Genomic DNA, 23,927 nt, shown 5'->3' with positions numbered 1-23,927 from the left:
CCGGGCATGCCGCGACAATGTTATGCTTACGGCATGCCTACCGTATTGATCATCGACGACAACGCCGCCGTCGCCATCGCGCTTGAAGTGCTGTTCTCGCTGCACGACATCGACGCGCTGCGCGCGGCCTCCCCCGAAGCCGGCCTGGCGCTGCTGGAACAGCACAGCGTCGACCTGGTGCTGCAGGACATGAACTTCTCGGCCGACACCACCTCGGGCGAGGAGGGCACGGCGCTGTTCCGCGCCATCCGCGAGCGCCATCCCGAGCTGCCGGTGATCCTGCTGACCGCCTGGACCCACCTGGACGCGGCGGTCGACCTGGTCAAGGCCGGCGCGGCCGACTACCTGGCCAAGCCGTGGGACGACAACCGCCTGATCGCCACGGTGCACAATCTGATCGAGCTGGGCCAGGCCAAGCGGGCCCTGCAGCAGCGCCTGCAGACCGAGCTGCGCCAGCGGCGCGAGCTCGAACGCGGCTACGACCTGCGCGGCATGGTGTGGCAGGACCCGGCCACCGAGCGCGTGGTGCACCTGGCCTGCCAGGTGGCGCGCGCCGACGTCCCGGTCCTGATCTCCGGGCCGAACGGCACCGGCAAGGAGCGCATCGCCGAGATCATACAGGCCAACTCCGCCGTGCGCGACGGCCCCTTCGTGGTGTTGAATTGCGGCGCGCTGCCGGCCGAGCTGATCGAGGCCGAGCTGTTCGGCGCCGACGCCGGCGCCTACACCGGCGCGTCCAAGGCGCGCGAGGGCAAGTTCGAGGCTGCCGACGGCGGCACGCTGTTCCTCGACGAGATCGGCAACCTGCCGCTGGCCGGACAGATGAAGCTGCTGCGGGTGCTGGAGACCGGCCGCTTCGAGCGGCTCGGCTCGAACCGCGAGCGCCAGGTCAAGGTGCGCGTGGTCAGCGCCACCAACGCCGACCTGCAGGCCATGATACGGGCCGGCAGCTTCCGCGAGGACCTGTTCTACCGCCTCAACGTGATCGAGCTGCGGCTGCCGCCGCTGGCCGGGCGGCCGGCCGACATCCTGCCGCTGGCCCGGCACTTCCTCGGCGCCCACCAGCAGCTGCAGCTGCACCCGTCGGCGCAGGCCGCGCTGCTGGCCCACCCGTGGCCGGGCAATGTGCGCGAACTGAAGAACGTGATGGCGCGCGCCGGCCTGCTGGCCACGGGCGACGTCATCAAGGCCGCCGACCTGGGCCTGCCGGCGGCCGCCGCCAGCGCCCTCGCCGAGGACGGCGCGCGCGAGCCCGACCGCGACACCATCGGCCTGGCGCTGAGCCGCGCCGGCGGCGTGGTGGCGCAGGCCGCCGCCGAGCTGGGCCTGTCGCGCCAGGCGCTGTACCGCCGCATGGAGCGGCTGGGCATCGCCCGCCCCTGATGCGCGCCGCCGGCCAGGGCATGCGCCTTTCGCTGCTCACGCGCTGGACCGCGCTGGTCGGCACGCTGCTGACGGTCGGCATCCTGATCGCGCTGACGCTGACCCATTTCTTCCCCAGCCATCCGGGCCTGGTGCTGGCGGTGTGCCTGCTGTGCGTGCTGCCGATCTCCATCATCACCATCCGCGCCCAGCTGGAGTACATGCTGTCGCTGTTCCGCGCGCTGACCGGCACCGTGACCAGCTACCAGGACGGCGACTTTTCGTTCAGCCTGCACTGGCCGCAGAACGACGAGCTGAGCGACCTGGTGGCGGCCCACAACGCGCTGGGCGACGTGCTGCGCCAGCAGCGCCTGGACCTGGTGCAGCGCGAGCTGCTGCTCGACACCATGGTGCAGAACACGCCGGTGGCGATGCTGCTGGTGAGCGAGGCCGGCCCCATCGTGTACGCCAACGTGGCGGCGCGCCAGCTGCTCCACCAGGGCCGCAAGCTGGAGGGCCACCGGCTCGACGACATCCTGGCGCACGCCTCGCCGGCGCTGCTGGAGGCGCTGGCGCGCGGCGGCGACGGCCTGTTCACCACCCGCGAGGCCGGCGCCGAGGGGGACGAGGAGGAGGTCTACCACCTGGCGCGCCGCAGCTTCAACCTCAACGGCCGCAAGCACGAGCTGCTGCTGCTGCGCCAGCTGACCATGGAGCTGCGCCGGCAGGAGGTGCAGACCTGGAAAAAAGTCATCCGCGTGATCAGCCACGAACTGAACAATTCGCTCGCCCCGCTGACCTCGCTGGCCCACTCCGGCGCCGAGCTGGTGCGGCGCGGCCAGACCGAGCGCCTGCCGCAAATCCTCGCCACCATCGAGGAGCGCACCCGCCACCTGGAAAGCTTCATCCTCGGCTATGCGCGCTTCGCCAAGCTGCCGACGCCGCGGCTGGAGCTGCAGGCCTGGCCGGCCTTCCTGGCCCAGCTGGCGGCCCAGGTCGATTTCACGGTGAGCGGCACGCCGCCCGAGGAGGCGTGCGCCTTCGATCCCTCGCAGCTGGAGCAGGCGCTGCTGAACCTGCTCAAGAACGCCCACGAGTCCGGCTCGCCGGCCGCCGACGTCAGCCTGGAGGTGCGGCGCCTGCACGGCGCGGTGCGCATCGACGTGCACGACCGCGGCCCCGGCATGAGCGACACGGTGCTGACCAACGCGCTGGTGCCGTTCTACTCGACCAAACGCAGCGGCACCGGCCTGGGCTTGGCGCTGGCGCGCGAGATCGCCGAGGCGCACGGCGGCCGCATCACGCTGGCCAACCGCGACGGCGGCGGCCTGAGCGTGACCTTGATCCTGCCGGTGTCGTCAGCCAACAACTAATCCATCATTACAAATTTGAAATTGTGTTGATAATTTGCATAACAGAAATTGATTAGTAGAAATTATTTATTGTCCAGCCCGTGTGGTAGGAAAGCGCTATCGGAGCTCGCAGCACGATCAGAAAATAGCCAATTGACATCGAAAATTGCCGGGCGTACTTTGCATGGGTAGCACCGGGTTTCATGTATTTAGTCTGATATTTCGCGGGGATAATATGAAATTAAAATCAATATTGGCAGCCGGGATCATGGCCGCAGCGGCAGGAGGCGCTCTGGCCAACAACTATACGCCGGCAGTCGTTGCCATGGCGGGCGGGCCGAGCGACTGGAGCATCTCGTTCGGCACCACGCACAAGGATGGACTGGCGTTCACCGACACCTATACGTTCTCGTACTCCGGCTTGCCGGGCACGGCGCAGGGCTTCTTTGCCAACTTCGTCAACTTCTCGGCCTCGCCGCCGACCATGTTGAACTTCACCGGGGCCGATATCAACGGCAACCCGCTGACCGTCACCAACGGCTTTGTCTCGGGCAGCGCCTTCTTCGGCGTGCCGGTGAGCGGCCTGATCACGCTGACCATCAAGGGCATGGATTTCGGCACGGCCAGCTATGCCGGCACGCTGGACGTCACCTCGGCGGTGCCGGAGCCGGCCACCTACGGCATGCTGCTGGGCGGCCTCGCGCTGATGGGCCTGGTGGCGCGCCGGCGCCGATCCTGATTCCCCTCCCCTCAAAAAGACGCTGCGGCGTCTTTTTTTTATCCCGCGCGGGCTGGTAAACTATGCCATGTCCAAGATCCCCGCCTCCGCCGCCCGCTTCGACGCGCCCGGCCACCCTCCCGCCACCATCACCGAATACCAGGGCGTGCGCAGCCTGCACCTGGGCACCTCCTGGGTGCAGGGCGCCATGCGCCTGGCCAAGCCGGACAACATCGAGCTCGAATACGTGCAGATGATGATGATGTGGCTGCTCTTCAACGACCAGCCGCGCCACATCGTGCAGCTGGGCCTGGGCAGCGCCGCGCTGACCAAGTTCTGCTACCGCCGCCTGCCCGGCGCGCGCGTGACGGCGGTCGAGCTCAACCCCAACGTGATCGCCATCTGCCACGCGCAGTTCGGCCTGCCGCCCAACGACGAGCGCCTGAACGTGCTGGAAATGAACGCCATGGATTTCGTGCTCGACCCGGCCAACCACGGCAGCGTCGACATCCTGCAGGTGGACTTGTACGACGAGGAGGCGCGCGGCCCGGTGCTCGACACGCCCGAGTTCTACCAGGCCTGCTTCGACTGCCTGCGCGACGGCGGCATGATGACCACCAATGTGTTCGGCGACTTCGCCAACTACGACAAGAACCTGCAGGCGATGGAACTGGTGTTCGACGCCGTGGTCTGGCTGCCCGAGGTGCACGACGCCAACATCGTGGTGATCGCCTTCAAGCACTCGCCGGTGCTGGACTTCAGCGTGCTGTACGAGCGCGCCGGCGCCATCAAGAAGAGCCTGAACCTGCCGGCCAAGTCCTGGGTCAACGGCTTGAAGGGCTGGATGCTGGACCAGCAGTAAAGCACCATAATGATGCACCCGCGCCACAGTTTGGCGCGCTTTTGCCGTGGCCCGTCGGTCAGATTACGACAAGTTGTCAGATAACGCACGCAATATTGTCGAATGTGCAGAATTTGCAACATGATGGTGCATGCCGCGTTGCCGCTCAGTTCGCCGCCACGCTAGTATTTTTCTCGCCCGTGCTATCCGCGCGCGTCCACAACAACGAGAGAGATACATGACAAGAGCACCGCACTTCAAACGAACACTGGTCGCCAGCGCGATCCTGCTGCTGGCCGCAGGCCAGGGCAGCGCCCAAACCGCCTCCGCCGACACCGCGGCGGCCCCCGAACAAACCGTGGTTGTGCTGGGCTCGCGCTCGGTCGCCAAGACCGCGCTCGACACCTCGGCCCCGGTCGGCCTGATCAGCCTGAAGGACATGCAGACCGCCGGCCCGCTGGAGCTGGGCAAGCTGCTGCAGACGCTGGACCCGTCGTTCAACTTCTCCAGCACCTTCATCAGCGACGGCACCGACTCGATCCGCCCCGCCACGCTGCGCTCGCTCGGCCCCGACCAGGTCCTGGTGCTGGTCAACGGCAAGCGCCGCCACCAGCAGGCGCTGGTTAACGTGCAGCAGACCATCGGCCGCGGCTCGGCCGGCACCGACATCAACGCCATCCCGCTGGGCGCCATCCACCACATCGAGGTGCTGCGCGACGGCGCCGCCGCCCAGTACGGCTCGGACGCGATCGCCGGCGTGATCAACATCGTGCTCAAGTCGCAGGTCAACGAGACCCAGCTGAGCGGCAGCTACGGCACCACCTCCGAAGGCGACGGCGACCTGTACTCGGGCACCGCCAACACCGGCTTCGCGCTGGGCCAGGACGGCGGCTTCATCAACCTGACCGCCGAGGCGCGCAAGCGCGGCGAGACCAACCGCGCCGGCCCGGATTCGCTGCGCGTCAATCCGCCGCGCGTGACCCAGCACATCGGCGACAGCAACACCAAGGACGGCTACCTGTGGTGGAACGCCGGCCTGCCGATCGACAAGGCCAGCGAGTTCTACGCCTTCGGCGGCGTCTCCAAGCGCAAGAGCGATTCGTACGGCTTCTTCCGCTCGGCCGGCGACGACCGCACCATCCCGTCGATCGCGCCGAACGGCTACCTGCCGGCCATCCACACCGACATCAAGGACGCCTCGTTCGCCTTCGGCTACCGCCGCGACCTGGCCAACGACTGGAAGGCCGACGTCAGCATCAACTACGGCGCCAGCGAGCTCGGTTTCCACGAGTCGGACAGCGTCAACGTCAGCTACTGGTGGGAGAAGAAGGCCGACGGCAGCATCTACGGCGAATCGCCGCGCGACGCCAACACCGGCACGCTGAAGTTCAACCAGCTGACCTTCAACGCCGACGTCAAGGGCCCGGTCAAGGTCGGCGACGGCAGCATCTTCCTGGCCACCGGCTTCGAATACCGCGCCGACAACTACCAGATCGTCGCCGGCGACCCGGTCTCCTACCAGTACGGCCGCACCAACAACCCGGCCATCGTCATCAAGACCCCGAGCGGCGCCACGGCCGCCTCCGGCATCCAGGGCTTCCCCGGCTACACGCCGGCCACCGCGGTCGACTCGGGCCGCCACAACATCGCGCTGTTCCTGGACGCCGAACACAAGCCGGTCGACAACCTGACCCTGGCCGGCGCCGTGCGCTACGAAAAATACTCGGACTTCGGCAGCACCGTCACCGGCAAGCTGAGCGCCCGTTTCGACCCGACCAAGCAAATCGGCTTCCGCGGCAGCCTGTCGACCGGCTTCCGCGCGCCGAGCGTGCAGCAGGAGTTCTACAGCTCCGTGTCGACCAACCTGAACAACGGCGTGCTGACCGAAACCCTGACCGCGCGCCAGGGCAGCGCCGTCACCCGGGCTTTCGGCATCGCGCCGCTGAAAGAGGAGACCTCGACCAGCGGCAGCGTCGGCATGGTGCTGCGTCCGGCGAAGAACATGTCGCTGACCGCCGACCTGTACGAGATCAAGATCAAGGACCGCATCGTGTTCTCGAGCGAGATCGCACCTGAGGCCAACGGCGGCCCGATCGCCAACATCCTCAAGCCGCTGGGCGTGGGCCAGGCGCAGTTCTTCACCAACGCGGTCGACACCCGCACGCGCGGCCTGGACATCGTGGCCGAGCACACCTCGAAGTTCGCGGCGTCGACCCTGGTGCTGTCCGGCCAGCTGGGCTTCAACAAGACCGAAGTCACCAAGCGTCATTCGACGTCGTCGGTGCTGACCGGCGAGCAGCTGTTCGACAAGTCGCAGGTGACCCTGATCGAACACGGCCAGCCGCGCAAGCACCACGTGGTGGCGGCCGACTACACCGCCGGCCAGTGGAACCTGAACACCCGCGCCAACTACTACGGCGAGGTGGAAGCGGAGAACTTCAGCCCCCTGCAGAAGTGGGACGCCAAGTGGCTGGTGGACGCCTCGGTGCGCTACGCCTACACCAAGCGCACCTTCTTCAGCATCGGCGTGAACAATATGTTCAACCAGCTGCCGTCCGAGTGGACCAACGGCGGCAACTTCCCGAAACTGGGCTTCACCCGCTGCTGGGAAACCTGCCCGATCGGCGTGAACGGCCGCTCGATGTACGTGCGCGCCGACACCGCGTTCTAATGTCGTCCTGAACGGTTGGCGGCGAAGGCCGCCAGGTGCAGTATCGCCGCCAACTGTTTGACCAGTCCCTCCATTTGCTCGGCCGGCACTTGTGCGTAGCCGAGCATCAGGCCCCTCCAGCCCGACGTTCCCTGCGTGTCCTTGCCGCTCAGCGCCTCGGCCACGATGCCGTGCTCCAGCGCCTGCGCGCTGATCGCGTGGTCGTCCAGGTGCGCCTGCGTGAAGCGCAGCGCCAGGTGCATGCCGGCCGAACCGCCGTGCACCGTCGCCACCGATCCCAGATGCCGCTCCAGCGCCGCCACCAGCGCGTCGCGCCGCTGCCGGTACAGCCGCCGCATGCGGCGCAGGTGCAGCGCGAACTGGCCGCTGCGCAGGAACTCCGCCAGCGCCAGCTGCTCGGCCACACGCCCGCGCGCGGACGACTGCGCGCGCATGCGGGCGAAGTCGTCGGCCAGCCACGGCGGCACCACCACGAAGCCGATCCGCAGCGACGGGAACATGGTCTTGCTGAAGGTGCCCAGGTAGACCACCGGCGCGTCCGGCGCCAGGCCCTGCATGGCCGACAGCGGCGCGCCGTCGTGGCGGAATTCGCTGTCGTAGTCGTCCTCGATGATCAGGGCGCCGGCGTCGCGCGCGGCGGCGATCAGCGCCATGCGGCGGCGCAGACTGAGCACGCTGCCCACCGGGTACTGGTGCGACGGCGTGGTGTAGACCAGGCGCGGTGGCCGCAGCAGCCAGTCGGCGGCGGTGGGCGCGATGCCCTCGTCGTCGACCTCGATGCCGGCCACGTTCAGGCTGGCCGCGCGCGCCGCCGCCAGCGCGCCGCCGTAGCCGGGGCTCTCGATCCAGATGGTGTCGCCGACGTCGGCCAGCGCGCGCACGCACAGATCCAGGCTGCTCTGGGTGCCGTCGGTGATGAACACCTGCGCCGCCTCGCACACCACGCCGCGCGCGGCGCGCAGATGGTCGGCGATGGCTTCGCGCAGCTGCGGCTCGCCGGCCGGGTCGCCGTAGTTGAGCTGCTCCACGGTCAGCGCGCGCCATGCGCGTTCCAGCATGCGGCGCCACAGCGTCAGCGGAAAATGGTCGAGCGCCGGCACGCCGGGCACGAAGGCGCCCATCATCTCGGCCGGTCCCTGCGGCGGGCGCAGGGACCGCGCCCGCTGCGACAGGCCGGCTTGCGGCGCGGCCGCCTGCCGCTGCGCGGCGGGCTTGCGGTCGGGCGCCACGGCGGCCACCACGGTGCCGCGCCGGTCGGTGGTGACGAAGCCTTCGCTGGCCAGCTGCTCGTAGGCGTACAGCACGGTGTTGCGGGCCAGGCCCAGCTCCTCGGCCAGCGCGCGCGACGCGGCCAGCCGCGTGCCCGCCGCCAGCGTGCCGTTGCGGATCGCCGCGCGCAGGCATTCGTGCAGCATGCGCTGGCGCGGCCAGCCGCGATGGCGGTTCTGCGCGGCGTAGCCGTCGATCAGCAAGGCAAAGTCCATTCGTGGCTCCATGAAAATGATGGTTGCTGGACCTGTTTAAGGAGCCAGCCAGCCATTATATTGCGGCTTCAACCTTTTTGGATGGAGATCATGACCGAACCAGCAAGCCACGCCGCACCGAGCGAACGCACCCGCGTCCGCCGCATTCCGACCAACGCGCATTACGACACCGCGACCCTGCACGCGATCATCGACGACGCCTACCTGTGCCACATCGCCTTCGCCGACGACAAGGGTGCGCACTGCATTCCAACCGCCTGCTGGCGCGAGGGGAACCACCTGTACATCCACGGTTCCAACGGCAGCCGCATGCTCAAGCGATTGACGGAGAGCGAGACCTGCGTGACCATCACGCACCTCGACGGCCTGGTGCTGGCGCGTTCGGCGTTCAACCATTCGATGAACTACCGCTCGGCGATGGTCTACGGCCGCTTCGAGGTCGTGGCGGACGAGGGCGAGCGTCGCCGCACGATGGAAGCGTTCATGGAGAAGCTGGCGCCGGGCCGCCAGGCCGATATCCGCCCGGGGTCGGACAAGGAATACGCGGCCACCACCATCATGCGCGTCGCGCTCGACGAGGCGGCCTGCAAGATGCGCGCCGGCGGCCCGGAGGACGACGAGGAGGACATGAGCTGGCCGGTGTGGGCGGGCGTGCTGCCGTTCGAGCGCGTGGCGATGAAGCCTATCGCCGATCCAGCCTGCGGCCATGCGGCGCCGGCCTATGTGGTGGGCTGGCAGAAGTGGTAACGAAATCTGTTTGACTCTAACGTGACGTGATACTTCAGTCTTGGTGCTTTACCAGGAAAGGATCATCATGCGTAAGCTCCAACAGATTGCGAAGGCCGCCCTCGCCGGTGCGCTCGCCATGTCCATCGTCGCGCCGGCCGCCGGTGCCGGCGCTGCGTCGCTGCGCGAGCGGGACGAAGTCGTCACCGTCGCCGGCGTGGAAATCGTCTGCCGCCTCACCTTCCCGGCCGGGAAGGCACAGGGCGCGGTGCTTTTGCTGCCGGGTTCACTTTTCAGCGACGTGGACGGCAACTACCCCACCATGAACATCAAGCCGCATCTGTATGCGGACCTGGCGGCGCAACTGAGCCAGCGCGGCTTCGCGGTGCTGAGGATGGCGAAGATCGGGCCGGGCACCGGCTCGCGCACGGTGGACCCGCAGGCCGCCGCCCGCCATGCGGACTTCGCGACCCGCACCGACGTGGCGGCGGCCGGCCTGGTGTTGCTGCGCAGGGCCGCGCCGGCGCATCCCGTCATCGTGGCCGGCCACAGCGAGGGCGCGCTGGTGGCGTCCATGCTGGCCAGCGGGCCGGATGGACAGGCCATCGACGGCGTGGTGATGCTGTCCGGACCTTCCTCGCCCATCTTCGATCTGATGCGCGAACAGCTGGTGGCGATGACGCCTGCTGGAGCCGGCGCCGACATGACCATGTACGACCAGACCATCGCTGCCATCCGCGCCGGCGAGCCGCTGCCGACCGGCGCGCAAACGAATCCGCAAACGGCCATGCTGGCGTCCATGCCCACTTTCAGCGTGGCCTACCTGCGCAGCACGGATCGCGTCGATCCGGCGGCCGAGCTGGCGCGCGTGCGCCAGCCGGTGCTGATCGTCCAGGGCGGAAGGGATGCGTCGGTGTCGCCGGTGCACGCGGATCGCCTGTACGCGGCGCGCGGCGCCGCGCCGACCGAGCTGGCGCGCTTCCCCGAGCTGACCCACTTCTACAAAGTCGCGCCGCCCGGCATGCCGCCGATGCAGTCGATGGCGCTCGACACCGTCAGCGATCCGGCTGTCGCCGAGCGCATCGTGCAGTGGGCGCACCGGCTGCGGTGAGGAACGGCTTGCGTCAGCTGCGCTGCTCGCGCCACCAGAGTCCCAGCATGGAAAGCGCGAACAAGATCGCGAACGGCGCGGCCGGCAGCGGACGGCCCGGCGTATCGGCCGCTGCGCCGGCGGTGGCGCCGGCGGCGCGCGCGGCGTAAAGCGTCGTGGCTTCGCGGCGCAGCGCCTTCTGCCAGTCAGGCCAGTCGGAACGGCTGTAGACGTACTCCCTGCCCTGTTCCGGCATCCCGGCCGCCGTGAACGTCATCCAGCCGGCCTTCTGCGGCCACACGCCGGCGCATGCCGCTTCCGCCTTGTCGGCACGCGCCTGCAACTGCAGCTGCGCGGCTCCCGCTACATCCAACGCCGCGCCGGGCTTCACGCCCTGCGCGCAGATCTCGTTGCGCAAGCCGGGCAGCGGCATCGGATCGGTTATCTGCCAGCCGGCCTTCTGCACGCTGGCCAGCGCGATCTTGTCCATCGCGCCCTGCCACCACAAGGCCAGCGCTTGCGGCGCGGCGATGGCATAACGGTGCCAATCCGATACGCCTATCCACACCACGCGGCCTTGCTGCAAATCGCGCTGCCAGAGCCAGGGCTGCTTCCTGCTGTCGCGTGCGGCGACGGACCATGGCGCGGCGGCATTATCGTCGGGATTCAAGGCGGCCGGCGGCATCGCCAGCACGGCGCCGGCGATGGTGAACTGGCGCGTGTCCTCCTTCTCCGTGGTGGGCGATTGCGGATGCAGGCGCAGGCCGAACTCGCGCTGCCACATGCCGGCATCGGCGGCGTTCGCGCCCAGCACCACCAGCGGTATGCCTTGCCGGGTCTGCGCCAGCAGCGCGCCGCGCGCGGAAGGATTCATGTGTTCCACGTAGGCGGCATCGACAAACACCGCGCTCGGCGCCGTCAATGGCGCGCGCGCGGTTTCGCTGCGTGCCACGGCCTTGCCCAGCGTGACGCTCCAGTCCAGCACCGCGTTTCCGTCGGCCAGCAGCTGGTTCAGTGCGCGCGCGTCGAACGATGGTGCGTCGAAGCGGCCCTGTATCTGCAAAGGTGTCGGCTCTTTTACCTGCAATGGTATCGGACCTTGGGCGATGACCTTGCCGGCGGCGTCCAGCAGGCGCGCCTGCAACACCATGGCTTCCGTCACGGGCGGCAGCCATTGCACGCTTAGTGACGACGTGTTCACGCCGGAGAGATTGGAATCCGCCAGCACCTGCTTGTTCTCGGCCAGCAGCTGCAAGCGCCATCCCGCCTGCGCCTGTGCGCGGCGCACCGTCAATGTGAAGACGCGGCCCAGCGATATCGAACGAGGGAAGTCCAGCCAGAGCAGGTCCGCTGCGGCTGGGGTCCACTGCACGCGGCGCGCTGGCAGGTCGCGCCACTCCGCATCGCGCAGGCCGTCGCCGCTCAGGGCGATGGTGTGGGCGCGTGTGATCGCCAACAGCGATGCTTCGCTGATGCCGCCGGATGCGTCGGTCGTCACCTTCGCGATATTCTCGCCAGACTCCGGCAAACGGATGTCGGCCAATGCGACCGCCAGCGACGACGATGCCACCACCACCAGCGCGGCATTGATCCACTTGCGCTTGCGGCCATACAGCACGGCGCTGACTGCGCCGGCGATCAGCGACGCCGCAGGTACGGCGATGGCCGTCAACTCCATGTTCATCATTTCGACGGCTCCTTACCGCTCCAGGCCTGACGGAACGGCGTGTCCGTCGATGGCCGCGCTTGCAGCAGCACCGGGGCGTCCGTCAGCGTGCCGCGCAGCCATGCGCGCAATTCGCCGCGACAGGCGGCGCAGCCATCCTGCACGTCCTGCACCGCGCGTTGTGCGCTCAGTTTCTGTTCCGGGTCGGCGATGCGGGTGGCGATGGTGTCGCGCGCGGTCTTGCTCCACAGGGCCGGCAGCGCGCCGTCCTGCGACAGGGCTTGCACCAGTTCGCGCACTTCGGCCGGCACCGTGTCGCCGGCGGTGCCCTGTGCGCGCTTGTAGCTCAACACGCCGACGATGTCGCCGCTCATGCGTTTCTCTTCCTTCAGCGCCGGCGGAACGAAGGCGGTGCGGTGCAGGTAGATGCGCTCCGCTGCCTGCAATTCCTTGATCGCGTCCAGCGCCTTGTACTCGGGCGGCAGCGCGGGCTTGGGCGATATCGCCCGCAGCGACTTTTCCGCGTCCCACATGGCGGACAGTGCGCGTTTCAGTATCGCCTTGGTTTTGGGATCGAAGATGGTGGCGTTGTCCTCCTGATCGTGCGCGTGGCCGTACTCCTTCAGCACCGACATCTCGCTGCCGAAGGCCGCCTTGCCGCCGTGGTGTTCTTCGCCTTCGTGGTCGTGCTCATCGCCGAACAGGCTGGATTCTTCGCCGAGGAACTGACCGTAACGCAGGCGCAGGCTGGCCTGATCCGACGCGATGGATTCGCTGCGCGCGCGCACCGTGGCCGCCGGCATGTTGGGGTGGGCCTGCATGTCGGCCACCAGCTGTTCGGTGTCGATGATGATCTGGCGCTGGCTGCGCAGGTTTTCCGGTTTGGCCAGCGATGGCAGCGCTGTGGCATCCAGGCTTTCCGCTTCCGGCGCGGGCAGGCGCAGCGTGTAGGTCGGCGATTGGGTGGTATGCGGGTTGTCCGGCGAGTTGTCGGTGGCGCGCACGAAGAAATACAGTTCATCGCCCGGCTCCATGCCCAGCTCCGACAGCGTCCATTGTTTTTTCCAGTTGCGGATTTTCGGATCGACCGATTGCGGCAGCGGCACTTCGCGGTCGCTGAAGCGGATGTTCTCGCCGCTGCCGCGCGCCAGCGTCATATGCAGGCTGGCGCGGACGATGGCGTAATCGTCGCGGGCGTTGACGGAGATTTGCACGGCCTTCGCATCCTTGGAGAGGATGTGTATCAATTCGTTCGGCTCGACGATGGTCACTTGCGGCGCCTGGTCGGGCGTGACGCGGACGTTGTAGCGAGCGCCGTTCTTGCCGCGTGCGCGCCAGAACAGCGATTCTTCCACGCGCTTCATCGCGCAAGCTTCGGTGACGGGCAGGCTGACGCCGTCGCCCAGTTCCACCGCCGGTTGCGCGCCGCTGGGGTTGCGCACGCACCAGCGCACCTCGGAAAATTGCGGCACCTGGATGTCGCGGGCGGCGGTTTCAAATGTCTTGGCGCCGGTGTAGGCCGGCGGCGTTACGCGCAGGTAGATTTCACCGTCGACGATGGGTTTTGCGGCCTGGCTGGCTGCGGCGGGCACGCTGGCGGCGGTCTGCTTGCCGTGGTAGCCCCATGCGGCGCCTGCTGCGGCAAGGCTGAGCAGGATGGGCAGGAAGCCGATGCGCACGCGCTTGCGGGCGATGCGGCGGTAGTCTTCGTCGCCCAGCACGGAGGCGAGGCGGGCTTGCAGGCGTTGCTGCTGCAGCCTGGCGATAGGGGTGGTGGCGTCGGCGGCCAGCAAAGTGCTGCTGTCTTCCAGTGCGGGGATGGCGGCGTTCAGCCAGGAGGCCCATTCGCGCTTGATGCGCTGGCGCCAGCGGTAGATGTCGACGGCCAGCCAGACAGCCCACGGCAGCAGGGCCGCGATTACCAGCGGGCGGGCTGCATGCAGCAGGAGCAGTGCGGCGGCCAGCGGCGCCAGTGTCGCCAGCCATTGGGGGGCGCGGCGGCGCAGGATGGCGGCCCACAAGTGGCGGCGCAGGGTGTCAGCTTCGCCGTGCATGGCTCAGTATCCGTTCGAGTAAAAACAGCGCCAGCAAGGCAAGCGCGAGCCAGGCGGCGGGCTTGGCGTCGGTAATGGCGGGCAGCGCGCTGCGGGCGACGCCCAGTGTTTGCGATGGCATCGGGTAGGCCGGCGCGGGGGCTGGGCTTAGCTGCTGCCAGGCTTCGTAGAGGGCGCGCGCGGTATCGGCGTCGCGTGGAGGGAAGGCGTCGGAGGTCCACAGGCGGCCACGCGGGGAGTCGGCGTATTTCAGTGTGAGGCCGTTGATGGTCAGTGTGGAGGCGTTTGCCAGTTCGGGGAACGCGGCGCTTGGCGCAGTGAGCCACCAGTGCGGGGTGTGCCAGCCGGCGGGCGGCGCGGCTGGGGATTCCCATACGATCAGCTCTGTCGTGGCGGTTGGTTCAGCGGCGAGCGTGTAGCGATCGGCGCCATCGCCGGCGCGATCAAAGGCGGCGAACAACGAGCGCCAGGCGGCGCCCTGCTCCTGCGCGCCGGCCAGCACGATGTGGCGCCCGGCCCGCAGCGGCACAACAGGTGCGGCCGGCGCGGCGGTGGCGACGGCGGAGGTATCTGGCGCGGAGGCTGCGGCGGTGGAGGCGCCCGGCGTGACTGTGGCCATGACCGCAGGCGACAGCTTGGTGCGCAGGTCGATCTGGTGGCTGAACGGCGGCACGCGCGCAGGCATCGCCACCTGCCCGTCACGGGCAACGATCAGCAAGCGCGCGCCAGGGCGCCAATCGCGCTCGTGCTGGCGCAGCCATTGCAGGCCGTTCTGCGGCAGTTCTATGCGCTGCGCGGCGCTCATGCCGGCGGCGGCGATCTGCTGCTCTGCCCAGGCCTTGTCGGCGCCGGCGTCCAGCAGCACGGTGTCGCCGCGCCAGGGGAAGATGGTCGCGGCCAGCCAGGCGATAAGCGCCACCAACATCAGACAGCGCACCAGCAGCAACAAGCGGTCGCGCCATCTCCAGACGCGTAGCTGCTCCGGCGCGGCCGGTGGCAGGAAGCGCGCCGTCGCCAGCGGCTCCGCCTTCAAACGCTGGCGCTTCTGCCGATGCCACCACACCGGCAGCAGCAGCACCGGCAACGCCAGCCACCACAAGGGATAAGAACTCAGCATCATCTTGCGCGTGCTCCGGCCAGCTGCAACCAGCTGCGCAGCACGCCGCCCAGAGGCTGCTCGATGCGCGCCTCGTAGTGGACGATATTGTTTTGACGGCAGCTGGTCGCCACCGCGTCGAAATGCGCGCGGCTCTGCTGCCTGTAGCTTTCGCGATCGGCGTTCGTCATGCGGTGCAGGCCATCGCTCCGCTCCGGATCGCGGTAGGCCGCGCCGGCCTTGAAGCTGGCATCGACTTCCGCCTGCGTGCGCAAGGTCAGCAGCCGCACGTCATGCCGCAGCCTGCGCAGGCGCAGCAGCGCTTCGCTCAGCGGCGATGGCCAGTCGAGGAAATCGCTGGCGGCGAAAATCAGACTTGGCGCACGGGCGAAGTGCAGGTTCGCCTTCAGCACCTCGGCGCTGGGCAGGCCGCCTTCAGGCCTGGCCTTGGCCAGCTGCGCCAGCACGCGCTGCAACTGGCGCGGCCCGCGCGAGGCTTGCGTGAATTCGACCTTGCCGCCGCTGCACACCACCAGTCCGAAGGCATCGCCCTGCCGCTGCGCGATGGCCGCCACACAGGCCAGCACCGTGCGCGCGAACCACAGCTTGTCGACACCGTTGATCTCGCGGCTGGGCTCCGCCATCGACGCGCTGGCATCCAGCCACAACCAGGTGGCGACGTGGCTGTCGCGCTCCGCCTCGCGGACGAAGTAGCGGTCGGCCCGCGCCAGCAGTTTCCAGTCGACGCGGCGCCACTCGTCGCCCGGCGCATAGGCGCGGTACTCGGAGAACTCGACGCCGGCGCCGCGCTCGCGGCCCGCGTGCAGGCCGTGGCCCAGCCCCGCCAGCACGTGGCGGATCACCAGGTCCAGGTCCTTGGTCTGCGCCATCATCGCCGTCATGGCGGCGGCAGGTGAGGACGTCCCCGGCGCGGACGGTTTGAAAGTCGATTGCATCGCGGCTTAATCGGGGCGGATATGCTCGCGCAGCGCCAGCAGGATGTCGGCGATCGCCACGCCGTCCGCCTCTGCCTCGAAGTTGCGGATCACGCGATGCGCCAGCACCGGCAGCAGCATCTCGCCGATGTCCTCGCGCGTAACCGCCAGGCGGTTGTGCATCAGCGCGCGCGCCTTGGAGGCCAGCACCAGCGCCTGCCCCGCGCGCGGTCCCGCGCCCCAGCCCACATGCTTCTTCACCGCTGGCACCGTCGTCAATGCAGGCCGCGTGGCGCGCACCAAGCGCGTGGCGTAGGCCAGCAGGTGGTCGCCGATTTCGATGTCGCGCACCAGCTGCTGCAGGCGCAGAAGCGTCGCCACGTCCATCACCGGGTCCGCGTCTTTGAGGCCGGCGTGGGTGGTGGCGGAGACCATCGCGATCTCCTCTTCCTCGGTCGGATACACCACGTCGATGCGCAGCAGGAAGCGGTCCAGCTGCGCTTCCGGCAGCGGATAGGTGCCGGCCTGCTCGATTGGATTCTGCGTCGCCAGCACGAAGAAAGGCTTGGGCAGCCTGTGCGTCTGGCCGGCGAAGGTCACGCTGCGTTCCTGCATCGCCTCCAGCAGCGCCGATTGCGTCTTCGGCGGTGCGCGGTTGATCTCGTCGGCCAGCAGCACCTGCGTGAACACCGGCCCTTGCTGGAAGCGGAATTCGCGCTTGCGCGTGGCATGGTCCTCTTCCAATATCTCGGTGCCGACGATATCGGACGGCATCAGGTCCGGCGTGAACTGCACGCGATGGAAGTCCATGTCGGTCGCCTGCGACAGCGATTTGACCAGCAGCGTCTTGCCCAATCCCGGCACGCCTTCCACCAGCGCGTGGCCGCCGGCCAGCAGGCAAATGATCAGCGAATCGATCACGTTTTCCTGGCCGATGATCACACGGGACATGCTCGCCTTCAGCGCCGCCACCTTGGCGCTCAACGCGCCGATTTCATTTTCGCTCCAGGCGATTGCACTATCCAAGATCAGGCTCCCAACGCATATTGAATGATATTGACCGCGAAGCGGGTGTTGTCGACCACCAGCCAGCGCTTGTTGCGGAAGTCGTAGTCCCACTCGCAGCCGTAGTCCTTGTTACTGTACAAAAGCCGCACGCGGCCACCGACTTCCACCGCCTTCAGGTAGTCGTGCACCAGATCGTCGCCCCAGCCGTTGAGCTCCACACTGGTGTTGGGCGGGCCGTCGAAATGAAAGAAGCTCGAATACACCGGATGCGTATTCGGGATCTTGTGCAGCGCCTTCGGCCCGAAGATGCGGGCGATTTCGGCCTCGAACGATTTGGCGAACAGGCCGTCGATGTCGTGGTTGCAGTCGTCCACGAACAGGAAGCCGCCGCCTTTGATGTAGCGCTCCAGATTCTTGCGCTCGGCCGGCGTGAACTGCACCAGCTTGTGGCCGGCGAAGTAGCAAAACGGCGCCTCCAGCATCTTCGCGTCCGACAGCGCGACGATGCGCTCGACGGGATCGACCCGCAAGGTCGTGTATTCGACCAGCGAGTTAAGCACGTTGCTCGGCATGCGGATATCGACATCCCAGTCGCCCGACTCGTAGGTCAGGCGGGTGAAGTAGAAATCGTAGTTGGCCACGGCCCTGCCTTACACCGCGTCCGACAGGGAGGTGAAGTTAAAGTCGCGCACCTTCATCGGCGGGATCAGCATCTGGAACCGCACCTCGTCGCCGCCGATCACCACCGGCTTGCCCAGTTCATCGATATTGTTCAGCATCGACACCGGGCTTTCGTTGAAGCGGAAGTTCTTGATCGGATGCTTGATCTTGCCGTTCTCGATGTAGAAGGTGCCGTCGCGCGTGAGGCCCGTCAGCAGCAGCGACTGCGGATCGACCATGCGGATGTACCAGGTGCGCGTGACCAGCACGCCCTTCTTGGTCGACGCGATCAGTTCCTCGGTCGACTTGCCGCCGCCGGCCATGATCATGTTACCGTGGCGGCCCGACGCGCGCTGGCCTTGTTTCTCGGCCCAGTAGCGCGTGTAGTCGAGCGACGCCACCTTGCCGCCCTTGATCACGTCCGTACGCTCGCGCGCCAGCATCGAGGCGTCGTCCCACGCCAGCACCGGCACGTCCTTGTCCCACGGGTCGGCCCATACGTTGACCTGCTCGTCGAACAGCTTCTCACCCAGGCGGTTGCCGCCGCCCTTCTTCGACAGGAAGCTGCGGCCCTCATCGGCGCGGCGCGCGTCGAAGGCGCCGAACATGCGGCCGATGATTTCCGACGTCGCCGCCGGCTCCAGGATCACCGTGTAGCGGCCCGGCTCCAGCGCCTTGGCCTCCACCGATTTCAGCGCCTTCTCGATCGCGATCTCGGACGCTTCGCGGGCGTCGAATTTCCTGGCATCGGTGGCCGAGCGTGTGGCCCAGCCGGAACCGCGGCCGTCCTCGGTGCGGGTGGTCACGGTGAAGCCAAGATTGCTCAAGGTCTGGTAGCCGAACACGCCGTTCGAGTTGGCCACCGTTTCAAAGCCGGTGGTGTCGCTGAAGAAGCCCGCCGCCACCAGCCCCTGCTTGCGGCAGGCGTTGATGCTGACGGCCGCCACTTCGGCGCGGTACTCCGGATCGATGGCGGCGGTGGCCTCGTTGTAGGTGGCCGATGACTTGTACTCCTGCTTCTTGATCGCCGGCAGAAATTCGGGATTCTCCGGCGCCAGGCGGGCCACGTCCTCGGCGCGGCGCACGGCGCGCTCCAGCGCCTTGTCGTCGAACTCATTGATCGAGGCCGTGCCCTGGCGCTTGCCGAAGGCGACGCTGACGGTCAGCTGCGTGTTCTCGGTCAGGCCGGCGGTCGACACAGCGTTGCGCGCGTAGCGGATATTGCCATTGCGGCTGCCGCTGAGCTGCACGCGGCACTCGTCGGCCTTGGACAGCGACATCACCTTGTCGCAAATGCGTTTTGCTTCTTCCTGATTCAGCATCTTCATTGTTTATCCTATCTTGCGAGCGGTGTTGATGACGTTGATGCCGTTGAAGCGCGTGGTCGGCGACCCGTGCGACACGGCGCTGACTTGCGAAGGCTGCCCCTTCCCGTCGAAGAAGGAACCACCCATGCGCCAGTCGCGTTCATCGCACAGCGCCGAGCAGGCGGTCCAGAACTCCTGGGTGTTCGACTGGTAGGCCACGTCCTCCAGCTGGTTGGTGATTTTGCCGTTCTTGATTTCGAAATACAGCTGGCCGCCGAACTGGAAGTTGTAGCGCTGCTGGTCGATCGAGTACGAGCCGCGACCCAGGATGTAGATGCCCTTCTTGATGTCCTTGACCATCTCGTCCGGCGTGAGCGGCTTCTTGCCCGCCTCCAGCGACACGTTGGGCATGCGCTGGAACTGCACGCTGCTCCAGCTGTCCGCGTACGAGCAGCCGTGCGATGCCTTCTCGCCGATGATGGCCGCCTGGTCGCGCGTGGCCTGGTAGTTGACCAGGATGCCGTTGCGGATCAGGTCCCAGCGCTTCGACGCCACGCCTTCGTCGTCGTAGCCCACGCAGCCCAGCGAGCCTGGCGTGGTCTTGTCGGCGACGATGTTGACCAGCTCCGAGCCGTACTTGAAGTTCTTGCTCTTCCACTTGTCCAGCGTGGCGAAGCTGGTGCCGGCGTAATTGGCCTCGTAGCCCAGCACGCGATCGAGTTCGGTGGCGTGGCCAACCGATTCGTGGATGGTCAGGAACAGGTGTTCCGGCGACAGCACCAGATCGTACTTGCCCGGTTCGACGGTTTTCGCGCTCAGCTTCTCGCGGGCCTGGCGGCCGGCGGCGCGCGCGTCCTCGATCAAATCGTAGGCGCCCTTGTACAGCGTGGTGACGTTGCCGGCGGCCTTGATCTTGTTGGCTCCAGACGCGTCGAAGAATTCGTAGCCCATGCTGGCCGGCGACGACAGCCCGTCGCGCGTGCGGAAGCGGTTGGTGGCCTTGTCGACGGCGGTGGCGGTCAGCGGCGCCCACAGGCGATGGATGTCCTGGTCGATGTAGGAGCCGTCGGTGGAGGCGAAGTACTTCTGCTGGTTCACCTGGAACAGGTTGGACGACATGAAGCTGGCGCCGGCGTCCAGGCCGGCCTTGTTGGCGGCGATCAGCATCTCGGCCTTTTCCTTGACCGGCACGGTGCGCCAGTCCTTTTTGAACTGCGTGGCCCACGCCACTTCGCCCACGCCCTTGACGGGGGCCAGTACCACAGGCTCGGTTTGCAGCTTGGCGTTGGCACGCGCGATGGCGACCGCCTGGCGCGCGGCGGCGGCCACCGAGTCCGGCGTCATGACGTTGGTCGAGCAGAAGCCGTAGGCGCCGTTGGCGATCACGCGCACGCCGACGCCGGACGATTCGGTGTTGACGATGTTTTCCACGTTCAGGTCGCGCGTGGTGACGAACTGGTTCAGGTAGCGGCCGATGCGCACGTCGCAGTAGCTGGCGCCGGCCTGGGTGGCGGCGTTCATCGCGGCGTCGGCCAGCGATTTCTTGAACTGCACGGCCACGGGGTTGAGCAGCTCTTCGGCCGCGATGGCGTTGCCGAAGACCGGTATCAGCAGGCTGCCGCCTGCCGCCGCGCTAATTTTTAGAAATGAACGTCGTTCCACTTTGACTCCCTGATGTATGTAACAGGGCCGGAATCCCTTCCGGCCCCTGATGCCTTACACCGCGTCCGACAACGAGGTGAAGTTGAAGTCGCGCACCCGCATCGCTGGGATCAGCAGCTGGTACTGCGACTCGTCACCCGACAATATCTCCGGCCGGCCCAGTTCCTCGATGTTGTTCAACATCGTCACCGGGCTTTCGTTGAAGCGGAAGTTCTTGATCGGATGCTTGATCTTGCCGTTCTCGATGTAGAAGGTGCCGTCGCGCGTCAAGCCGGTCAGCAGCACCGACTGCGGATCGACCATGCGGATGTACCAGGTGCGCGTGACCAGCACGCCCTTCTTGGTGTTGGCGATCAGCTCCTCGGTCGACTTGTTGGTGCCGGCCATGATGATGTTGCCCGGCGAGCCCACGGCGCGCTTGCCCTGCTTCTTGGCCCAATAGGTCGAGTAATCGAGGTTGGCGATCTTGCCGCCCTTGATGATGTCCTGGCGCTCGCGGGCCAGCATGTTCTGGCCGTCCCACGGCAGCACCGCCACGTCCTTGTCCCACGGGTCGGCCCAGACGTTGACCTGCTCGTCGAACAGCTTCTCGCCCATGCGGTTGCCGCCGCCCTTCTTCGACAGGAAGCTACGGCCCTCGTCGGCCTGGCGCGCGTCGAAGCCGTTGAACATGTAGGCCAGCAGGTCCGAAGTGGCCGCCGGCTCCAGGATCACGGTGTAGCGGCCCGGCTCCAGCGCCTTGGCCTCCACCGATTTCAACGCCTTCTCGATCGCCACGTTGGACGCTTCGCGCGCGTCGAACTTGCTGACGTCGCCCACGCTGCGCTTGACCCAGCCCGAACCACGGCCATCCTCGGTGCGCACGGTGACGGTGAAGTCCAGCCCCGTGTCCTGCTGGTAGCCGAACACGCCGTTGGAGTTGGCGATGGTGGTGAACTGCGAGCTGTCGCTGAAGAAGCCGGCAGCCACCAGCTTGTTCTTCCTGCTGTTCTCGATACTGTAGGCCGCGACCTGCGCGCGGAATTCGGGATCGATGTCGGCGGTCTTCTGGAAGAAGGTCTGGCTGGCCTTGTATTCCTGCTTGGTCGGCGTCGGCATGAACTCCGGGTTTTCCGGCGCCAGGCGTGCCAGGTCTTCCGCGCGGCGCACCACTTTTTCCAGCGACTTGTCGTCAAACTCGTTGATGGTGGCCGTGCCCTGCTTCTTGCCGAAGGCGACCGACACGCTCAGCTGCGTGTCTTCGATCAAACCGGCGGTCGACACGGCGTTGCGGGCGTAGCGGATATTGCCCTTGCGGCTGCCGGTGATGTTCACTTCGCACTGGTCGCCCTTGGAAAAGGACAGGACCTTGTCGCTGATGCGTTTTGCTTCGTCTTGACTCAAATTCTTCATCTTGTGGTCTCCAGGGCTTAGCCGATTTTGCGTGCGGTGTTGATGACGTTGATGCCGTTGAAGCGCGCCGTACTGGCGCCGTGCGACACCACCGACACCTGCGAAGGCTGCCCTTTGCCGTCGAAGAAGGAGCCGCCCATGCGCCAGTCGCGCTCGTCGCACAAACCTGCGCAGGCGTTCCAGAACTCCTGGGTGTTCGATTGATAGGCCACGTCCTCCAGCATCTCGCCGATCTTGCCGTTCTTGATTTCGTAGAACAGCTGGCCGCCGAACTGGAAGTTGTAGCGCTGCTGGTCGATCGAGAAGGAACCGTCGCCGACGATGTAGATGCCCTTCTTGACGTCCTTGACCATCTCGTCCGGGGTCATCTTCTTCTTGCCCGCTTGCAGCGAGACGTTGGGCATGCGCTGGAACTGCACGCTGCTCCAGTTGTCCGCGTATGAGCAGCCGTGCGATTCCTTCTCGCCGATGATGTGGGCCTGGTCGCGCGTGGCCTGGTAGTTGACCAGGATGCCGTCCTTGATGAGGTCCCAGCGCTTGCACTGCACGCCCTCGTCGTCGTAGCCGACGTTGGCCAGCGAGCCCGGCGTGGTCTTGTCGGCCACGATGTTGACCAGCTCCGAACCGTACTTGAATTTCTTCGACTGCCATTTGTCCAGCGTGGCGAAGCTGGTGCCGGCGAAGTTGGCCTCGTAGCCCAGCACGCGATCGAGCTCGGTCGGGTGGCCGACCGATTCGTGGATGGTCAGCCACAGGTGTTCCGGCGACAGCACCAGGTCGTACTTGCCCGGCTCGACCGACTTGGCGGTCAGCTTCTGCTTGGCCTGCTTGCCGGCCGCGCGCGCGTCCTCGATCAGGTCGTAGGACTTGGTGTACAGCGTGGTCACGCCGCCGGCCGCCTTGATCTTGTGCTCGGGGCGCGCGTCCAGGTATTCGTAGCCCATGCCGACCGGCGCCGACAGGCCCTGGCGCGAGCGGAACTTGTTGGTCTTCTGGTCGACGGCGGTGGCGAACACCGGCATCCACAGGCGGTGCATGTCCTGGTCGATGTAGGAGCCGTCGGTGGAGGCGAAGTACTTCTGTTGGTTCACCTGGAACAGCAGCGACTGCATGAAGCTGGCGCCGCCCTCCATGCCGGCCTTGTTGGCGGCGATCAGCAGCTCGGCCTTGTCCTTGATGGCGACGGTGCGCCAGTCCTTGACGATGGGCGTGGCCCACGCCACCTCGCCCACGCCCTTGACCGGGGCCAGGATCACCGGCTCGGTCTGCAGCTTGGCGTTGGCCTTGGCGATGGCGACCGCCTGGCGCGCCGCGGCGGCCACGCCGTCAGGGGTCATGTCGTTGGTGGCGGCGAAGCCGTAGGCGCCGCCGGCGATCACGCGCACGCCGACGCCGGCCGATTCGGTGTTGACCACGTTTTCGACGTTCAGGTCGCGGGTGGTGATGAACTGGTTCAGATAGCGTCCCACCCGCACGTCGCAGTAGGAGGCGCCGGCCTGGGTCGCCGCGGTCATCGCGGTGTCGGCCAGCATTTTCTTGAATTGAAGGGCGACTGGCTTGAGCAGCTCTTCCGCCGCGATTGCGCGGCCGAAGGCGGGCAGCAGCATCGTGCCCAGGGCCAGACTACTAATATTGAGGAATGCACGTCGTTCCATCGTATCTCCAAAAACGTAACAGCAAGGATTAGATTGCGGGCCGGTCGCCCGGGGTTCTGCTTTTTATTTGCTCTTCCAGCTGGAACTACTTCGTTACCGCTCGTTGCTTCGCACTACACCTGAATATCCGCCGCCGTTTCCGCGGGTTTTGCAATATTAGCGCCGGATGAAGGAAGGAGATAGGCAAAATGTGTGCCACGGGTTCTCATGTTGCAAGTTGGTGCATTTGCCATGTTTGCCGCGCCCAG

General features: G+C 66.8%; 18 protein-coding genes. 7 read left to right on the top strand and 11 right to left on the bottom strand.

Features of this window, described 5'->3' with window-relative positions; all coding sequences use genetic code 11:
* Window positions 1-33 precede the first annotated feature (33 nt).
* The 5 genes from AC07WS_RS03730 (at window position 34) to AC07WS_RS03710 (ending at window position 6,944) form a co-directional block, all read left to right on the top strand.
* Window positions 34-1,383, top strand: coding sequence for a sigma-54-dependent transcriptional regulator (locus tag AC07WS_RS03730; protein WP_494727767.1), 1,350 nt, complete (start codon window positions 34-36; stop codon window positions 1,381-1,383).
* Between the two features lie 20 nt (window positions 1,384-1,403).
* Window positions 1,404-2,735 carry a sensor histidine kinase gene (locus AC07WS_RS03725; protein ID WP_494727766.1) on the top strand — a complete coding sequence of 444 codons (1,332 nt, stop codon included), beginning with the start codon at window positions 1,404-1,406 and terminating at the stop codon, window positions 2,733-2,735.
* Window positions 2,736-2,949: 214 nt separating this feature from the next.
* On the top strand, window positions 2,950-3,453 hold the full coding sequence (locus AC07WS_RS03720; protein ID WP_494727765.1) for an FxDxF family PEP-CTERM protein: 504 nt from the start codon (window positions 2,950-2,952) through the stop codon (window positions 3,451-3,453).
* A 67-nt stretch (window positions 3,454-3,520) separates the two neighbouring features.
* Window positions 3,521-4,294: a spermine/spermidine synthase domain-containing protein gene (locus AC07WS_RS03715; protein ID WP_494727764.1), complete on the top strand. Its 774-nt coding sequence runs from the start codon at window positions 3,521-3,523 to the stop codon at window positions 4,292-4,294.
* Between the two features lie 217 nt (window positions 4,295-4,511).
* A complete protein-coding gene (locus tag AC07WS_RS03710; RefSeq protein WP_494727763.1) occupies window positions 4,512-6,944 on the top strand; it encodes a TonB-dependent receptor plug domain-containing protein in 2,433 nt (810 codons plus the stop codon).
* Here AC07WS_RS03710 and pdxR read toward each other — a convergent pair.
* On the bottom strand, window positions 6,941-8,428 hold the full coding sequence (gene pdxR / locus AC07WS_RS03705) for a MocR-like pyridoxine biosynthesis transcription factor PdxR (protein WP_494727762.1): 1,488 nt from the start codon (window positions 8,426-8,428) through the stop codon (window positions 6,941-6,943). The genes AC07WS_RS03710 and pdxR overlap by 4 nt on opposite strands.
* 81 nt (window positions 8,429-8,509) lie before the next feature.
* Here pdxR and AC07WS_RS03700 point away from each other — a divergent pair, with 81 nt between their 5' ends.
* Both AC07WS_RS03700 and AC07WS_RS03695 read left to right on the top strand, forming a co-directional pair.
* Complete coding sequence (locus AC07WS_RS03700; protein ID WP_494727761.1) at window positions 8,510-9,175, top strand: pyridoxamine 5'-phosphate oxidase family protein; 666 nt, start codon at window positions 8,510-8,512, stop codon at window positions 9,173-9,175.
* Between the two features lie 67 nt (window positions 9,176-9,242).
* The gene (locus tag AC07WS_RS03695) at window positions 9,243-10,265 is read left to right on the top strand and encodes an alpha/beta hydrolase (protein WP_494727760.1); all 1,023 of its coding nucleotides are present in this window, start codon (window positions 9,243-9,245) and stop codon (window positions 10,263-10,265) included.
* A 13-nt stretch (window positions 10,266-10,278) separates the two neighbouring features.
* Here AC07WS_RS03695 and AC07WS_RS03690 read toward each other — a convergent pair whose 3' ends face one another.
* From AC07WS_RS03690 to AC07WS_RS03645, 10 genes are read right to left on the bottom strand one after another with little or no spacing between them, the layout of a single operon-like run.
* Window positions 10,279-11,931, bottom strand: a complete 1,653-nt coding sequence (locus tag AC07WS_RS03690) for a hypothetical protein (protein WP_494727759.1) — start codon at window positions 11,929-11,931, stop codon at window positions 10,279-10,281.
* A complete protein-coding gene (locus tag AC07WS_RS03685) occupies window positions 11,928-13,964 on the bottom strand; it encodes a hypothetical protein (protein ID WP_494727758.1) in 2,037 nt (678 codons plus the stop codon). The genes AC07WS_RS03690 and AC07WS_RS03685 overlap by 4 nt, the downstream gene beginning before the upstream one ends.
* Window positions 13,948-15,084, bottom strand: a complete 1,137-nt coding sequence (locus AC07WS_RS03680; RefSeq protein WP_494727757.1) for a BatA domain-containing protein — start codon at window positions 15,082-15,084, stop codon at window positions 13,948-13,950. The genes AC07WS_RS03685 and AC07WS_RS03680 overlap by 17 nt, the downstream gene beginning before the upstream one ends.
* A complete protein-coding gene (locus AC07WS_RS03675) occupies window positions 15,081-16,016 on the bottom strand; it encodes a DUF58 domain-containing protein (RefSeq protein WP_494727756.1) in 936 nt (311 codons plus the stop codon). Before AC07WS_RS03675 ends, AC07WS_RS03680 begins: the two co-directional genes overlap by 4 nt.
* 6 nt (window positions 16,017-16,022) lie before the next feature.
* A complete protein-coding gene (locus tag AC07WS_RS03670; protein WP_494727755.1) occupies window positions 16,023-17,021 on the bottom strand; it encodes an AAA family ATPase in 999 nt (332 codons plus the stop codon).
* Window positions 17,022-17,023: 2 nt separating this feature from the next.
* The gene (locus AC07WS_RS03665) at window positions 17,024-17,644 is read right to left on the bottom strand and encodes a DUF4159 domain-containing protein (protein ID WP_161099398.1); all 621 of its coding nucleotides are present in this window, start codon (window positions 17,642-17,644) and stop codon (window positions 17,024-17,026) included.
* Window positions 17,645-17,653: 9 nt separating this feature from the next.
* Complete coding sequence (locus AC07WS_RS03660; RefSeq protein WP_494727754.1) at window positions 17,654-18,991, bottom strand: TldD/PmbA family protein; 1,338 nt, start codon at window positions 18,989-18,991, stop codon at window positions 17,654-17,656.
* Between the two features lie 3 nt (window positions 18,992-18,994).
* Window positions 18,995-20,632 carry a TldD/PmbA family protein gene (locus tag AC07WS_RS03655; protein ID WP_494727753.1) on the bottom strand — a complete coding sequence of 546 codons (1,638 nt, stop codon included), beginning with the start codon at window positions 20,630-20,632 and terminating at the stop codon, window positions 18,995-18,997.
* Between the two features lie 54 nt (window positions 20,633-20,686).
* Window positions 20,687-22,024, bottom strand: coding sequence for a TldD/PmbA family protein (locus tag AC07WS_RS03650; protein ID WP_494727752.1), 1,338 nt, complete (start codon window positions 22,022-22,024; stop codon window positions 20,687-20,689).
* Window positions 22,025-22,041: 17 nt separating this feature from the next.
* On the bottom strand, window positions 22,042-23,679 hold the full coding sequence (locus AC07WS_RS03645; RefSeq protein WP_494727751.1) for a TldD/PmbA family protein: 1,638 nt from the start codon (window positions 23,677-23,679) through the stop codon (window positions 22,042-22,044).
* Between the last annotated feature and the right edge of the window lie 248 nt (window positions 23,680-23,927).

It is taken from the genome of Duganella sp. GW821-FHT01E12 (assembly GCF_059422325.1).
This window is presented reverse-complemented; position numbering and strand designations above follow the sequence as displayed.

Bases quoted from the DNA above. Each gene is read 5' to 3' on its own strand.
- AC07WS_RS03700 (WP_494727761.1), top strand. From the start codon at position 8,510: ATGGAGATCATGACCGAACCAGCAAGCCACGCCGCACCGAGCGAACGC.
- AC07WS_RS03715 (WP_494727764.1), top strand. From the start codon at position 3,521: ATGTCCAAGATCCCCGCCTCCGCCGCCCGCTTCGACGCGCCCGGCCAC.
- AC07WS_RS03680 (WP_494727757.1), bottom strand. From the start codon at position 15,084: ATGATGCTGAGTTCTTATCCCTTGTGGTGGCTGGCGTTGCCGGTGCTG.
- AC07WS_RS03660 (WP_494727754.1), bottom strand. From the start codon at position 18,991: ATGAAGATGCTGAATCAGGAAGAAGCAAAACGCATTTGCGACAAGGTG.
- AC07WS_RS03675 (WP_494727756.1), bottom strand. From the start codon at position 16,016: ATGCAATCGACTTTCAAACCGTCCGCGCCGGGGACGTCCTCACCTGCC.
- AC07WS_RS03725 (WP_494727766.1), top strand. From the start codon at position 1,404: ATGCGCCTTTCGCTGCTCACGCGCTGGACCGCGCTGGTCGGCACGCTG.
- AC07WS_RS03645 (WP_494727751.1), bottom strand. From the start codon at position 23,679: ATGGAACGACGTGCATTCCTCAATATTAGTAGTCTGGCCCTGGGCACG.
- AC07WS_RS03720 (WP_494727765.1), top strand. From the start codon at position 2,950: ATGAAATTAAAATCAATATTGGCAGCCGGGATCATGGCCGCAGCGGCA.
- AC07WS_RS03650 (WP_494727752.1), bottom strand. From the start codon at position 22,024: ATGAAGAATTTGAGTCAAGACGAAGCAAAACGCATCAGCGACAAGGTC.
- AC07WS_RS03730 (WP_494727767.1), top strand. From the start codon at position 34: ATGCCTACCGTATTGATCATCGACGACAACGCCGCCGTCGCCATCGCG.
- AC07WS_RS03695 (WP_494727760.1), top strand. From the start codon at position 9,243: ATGCGTAAGCTCCAACAGATTGCGAAGGCCGCCCTCGCCGGTGCGCTC.
- AC07WS_RS03710 (WP_494727763.1), top strand. From the start codon at position 4,512: ATGACAAGAGCACCGCACTTCAAACGAACACTGGTCGCCAGCGCGATC.
- AC07WS_RS03685 (WP_494727758.1), bottom strand. From the start codon at position 13,964: ATGCACGGCGAAGCTGACACCCTGCGCCGCCACTTGTGGGCCGCCATC.
- pdxR (WP_494727762.1), bottom strand. From the start codon at position 8,428: ATGGACTTTGCCTTGCTGATCGACGGCTACGCCGCGCAGAACCGCCAT.
- AC07WS_RS03690 (WP_494727759.1), bottom strand. From the start codon at position 11,931: ATGATGAACATGGAGTTGACGGCCATCGCCGTACCTGCGGCGTCGCTG.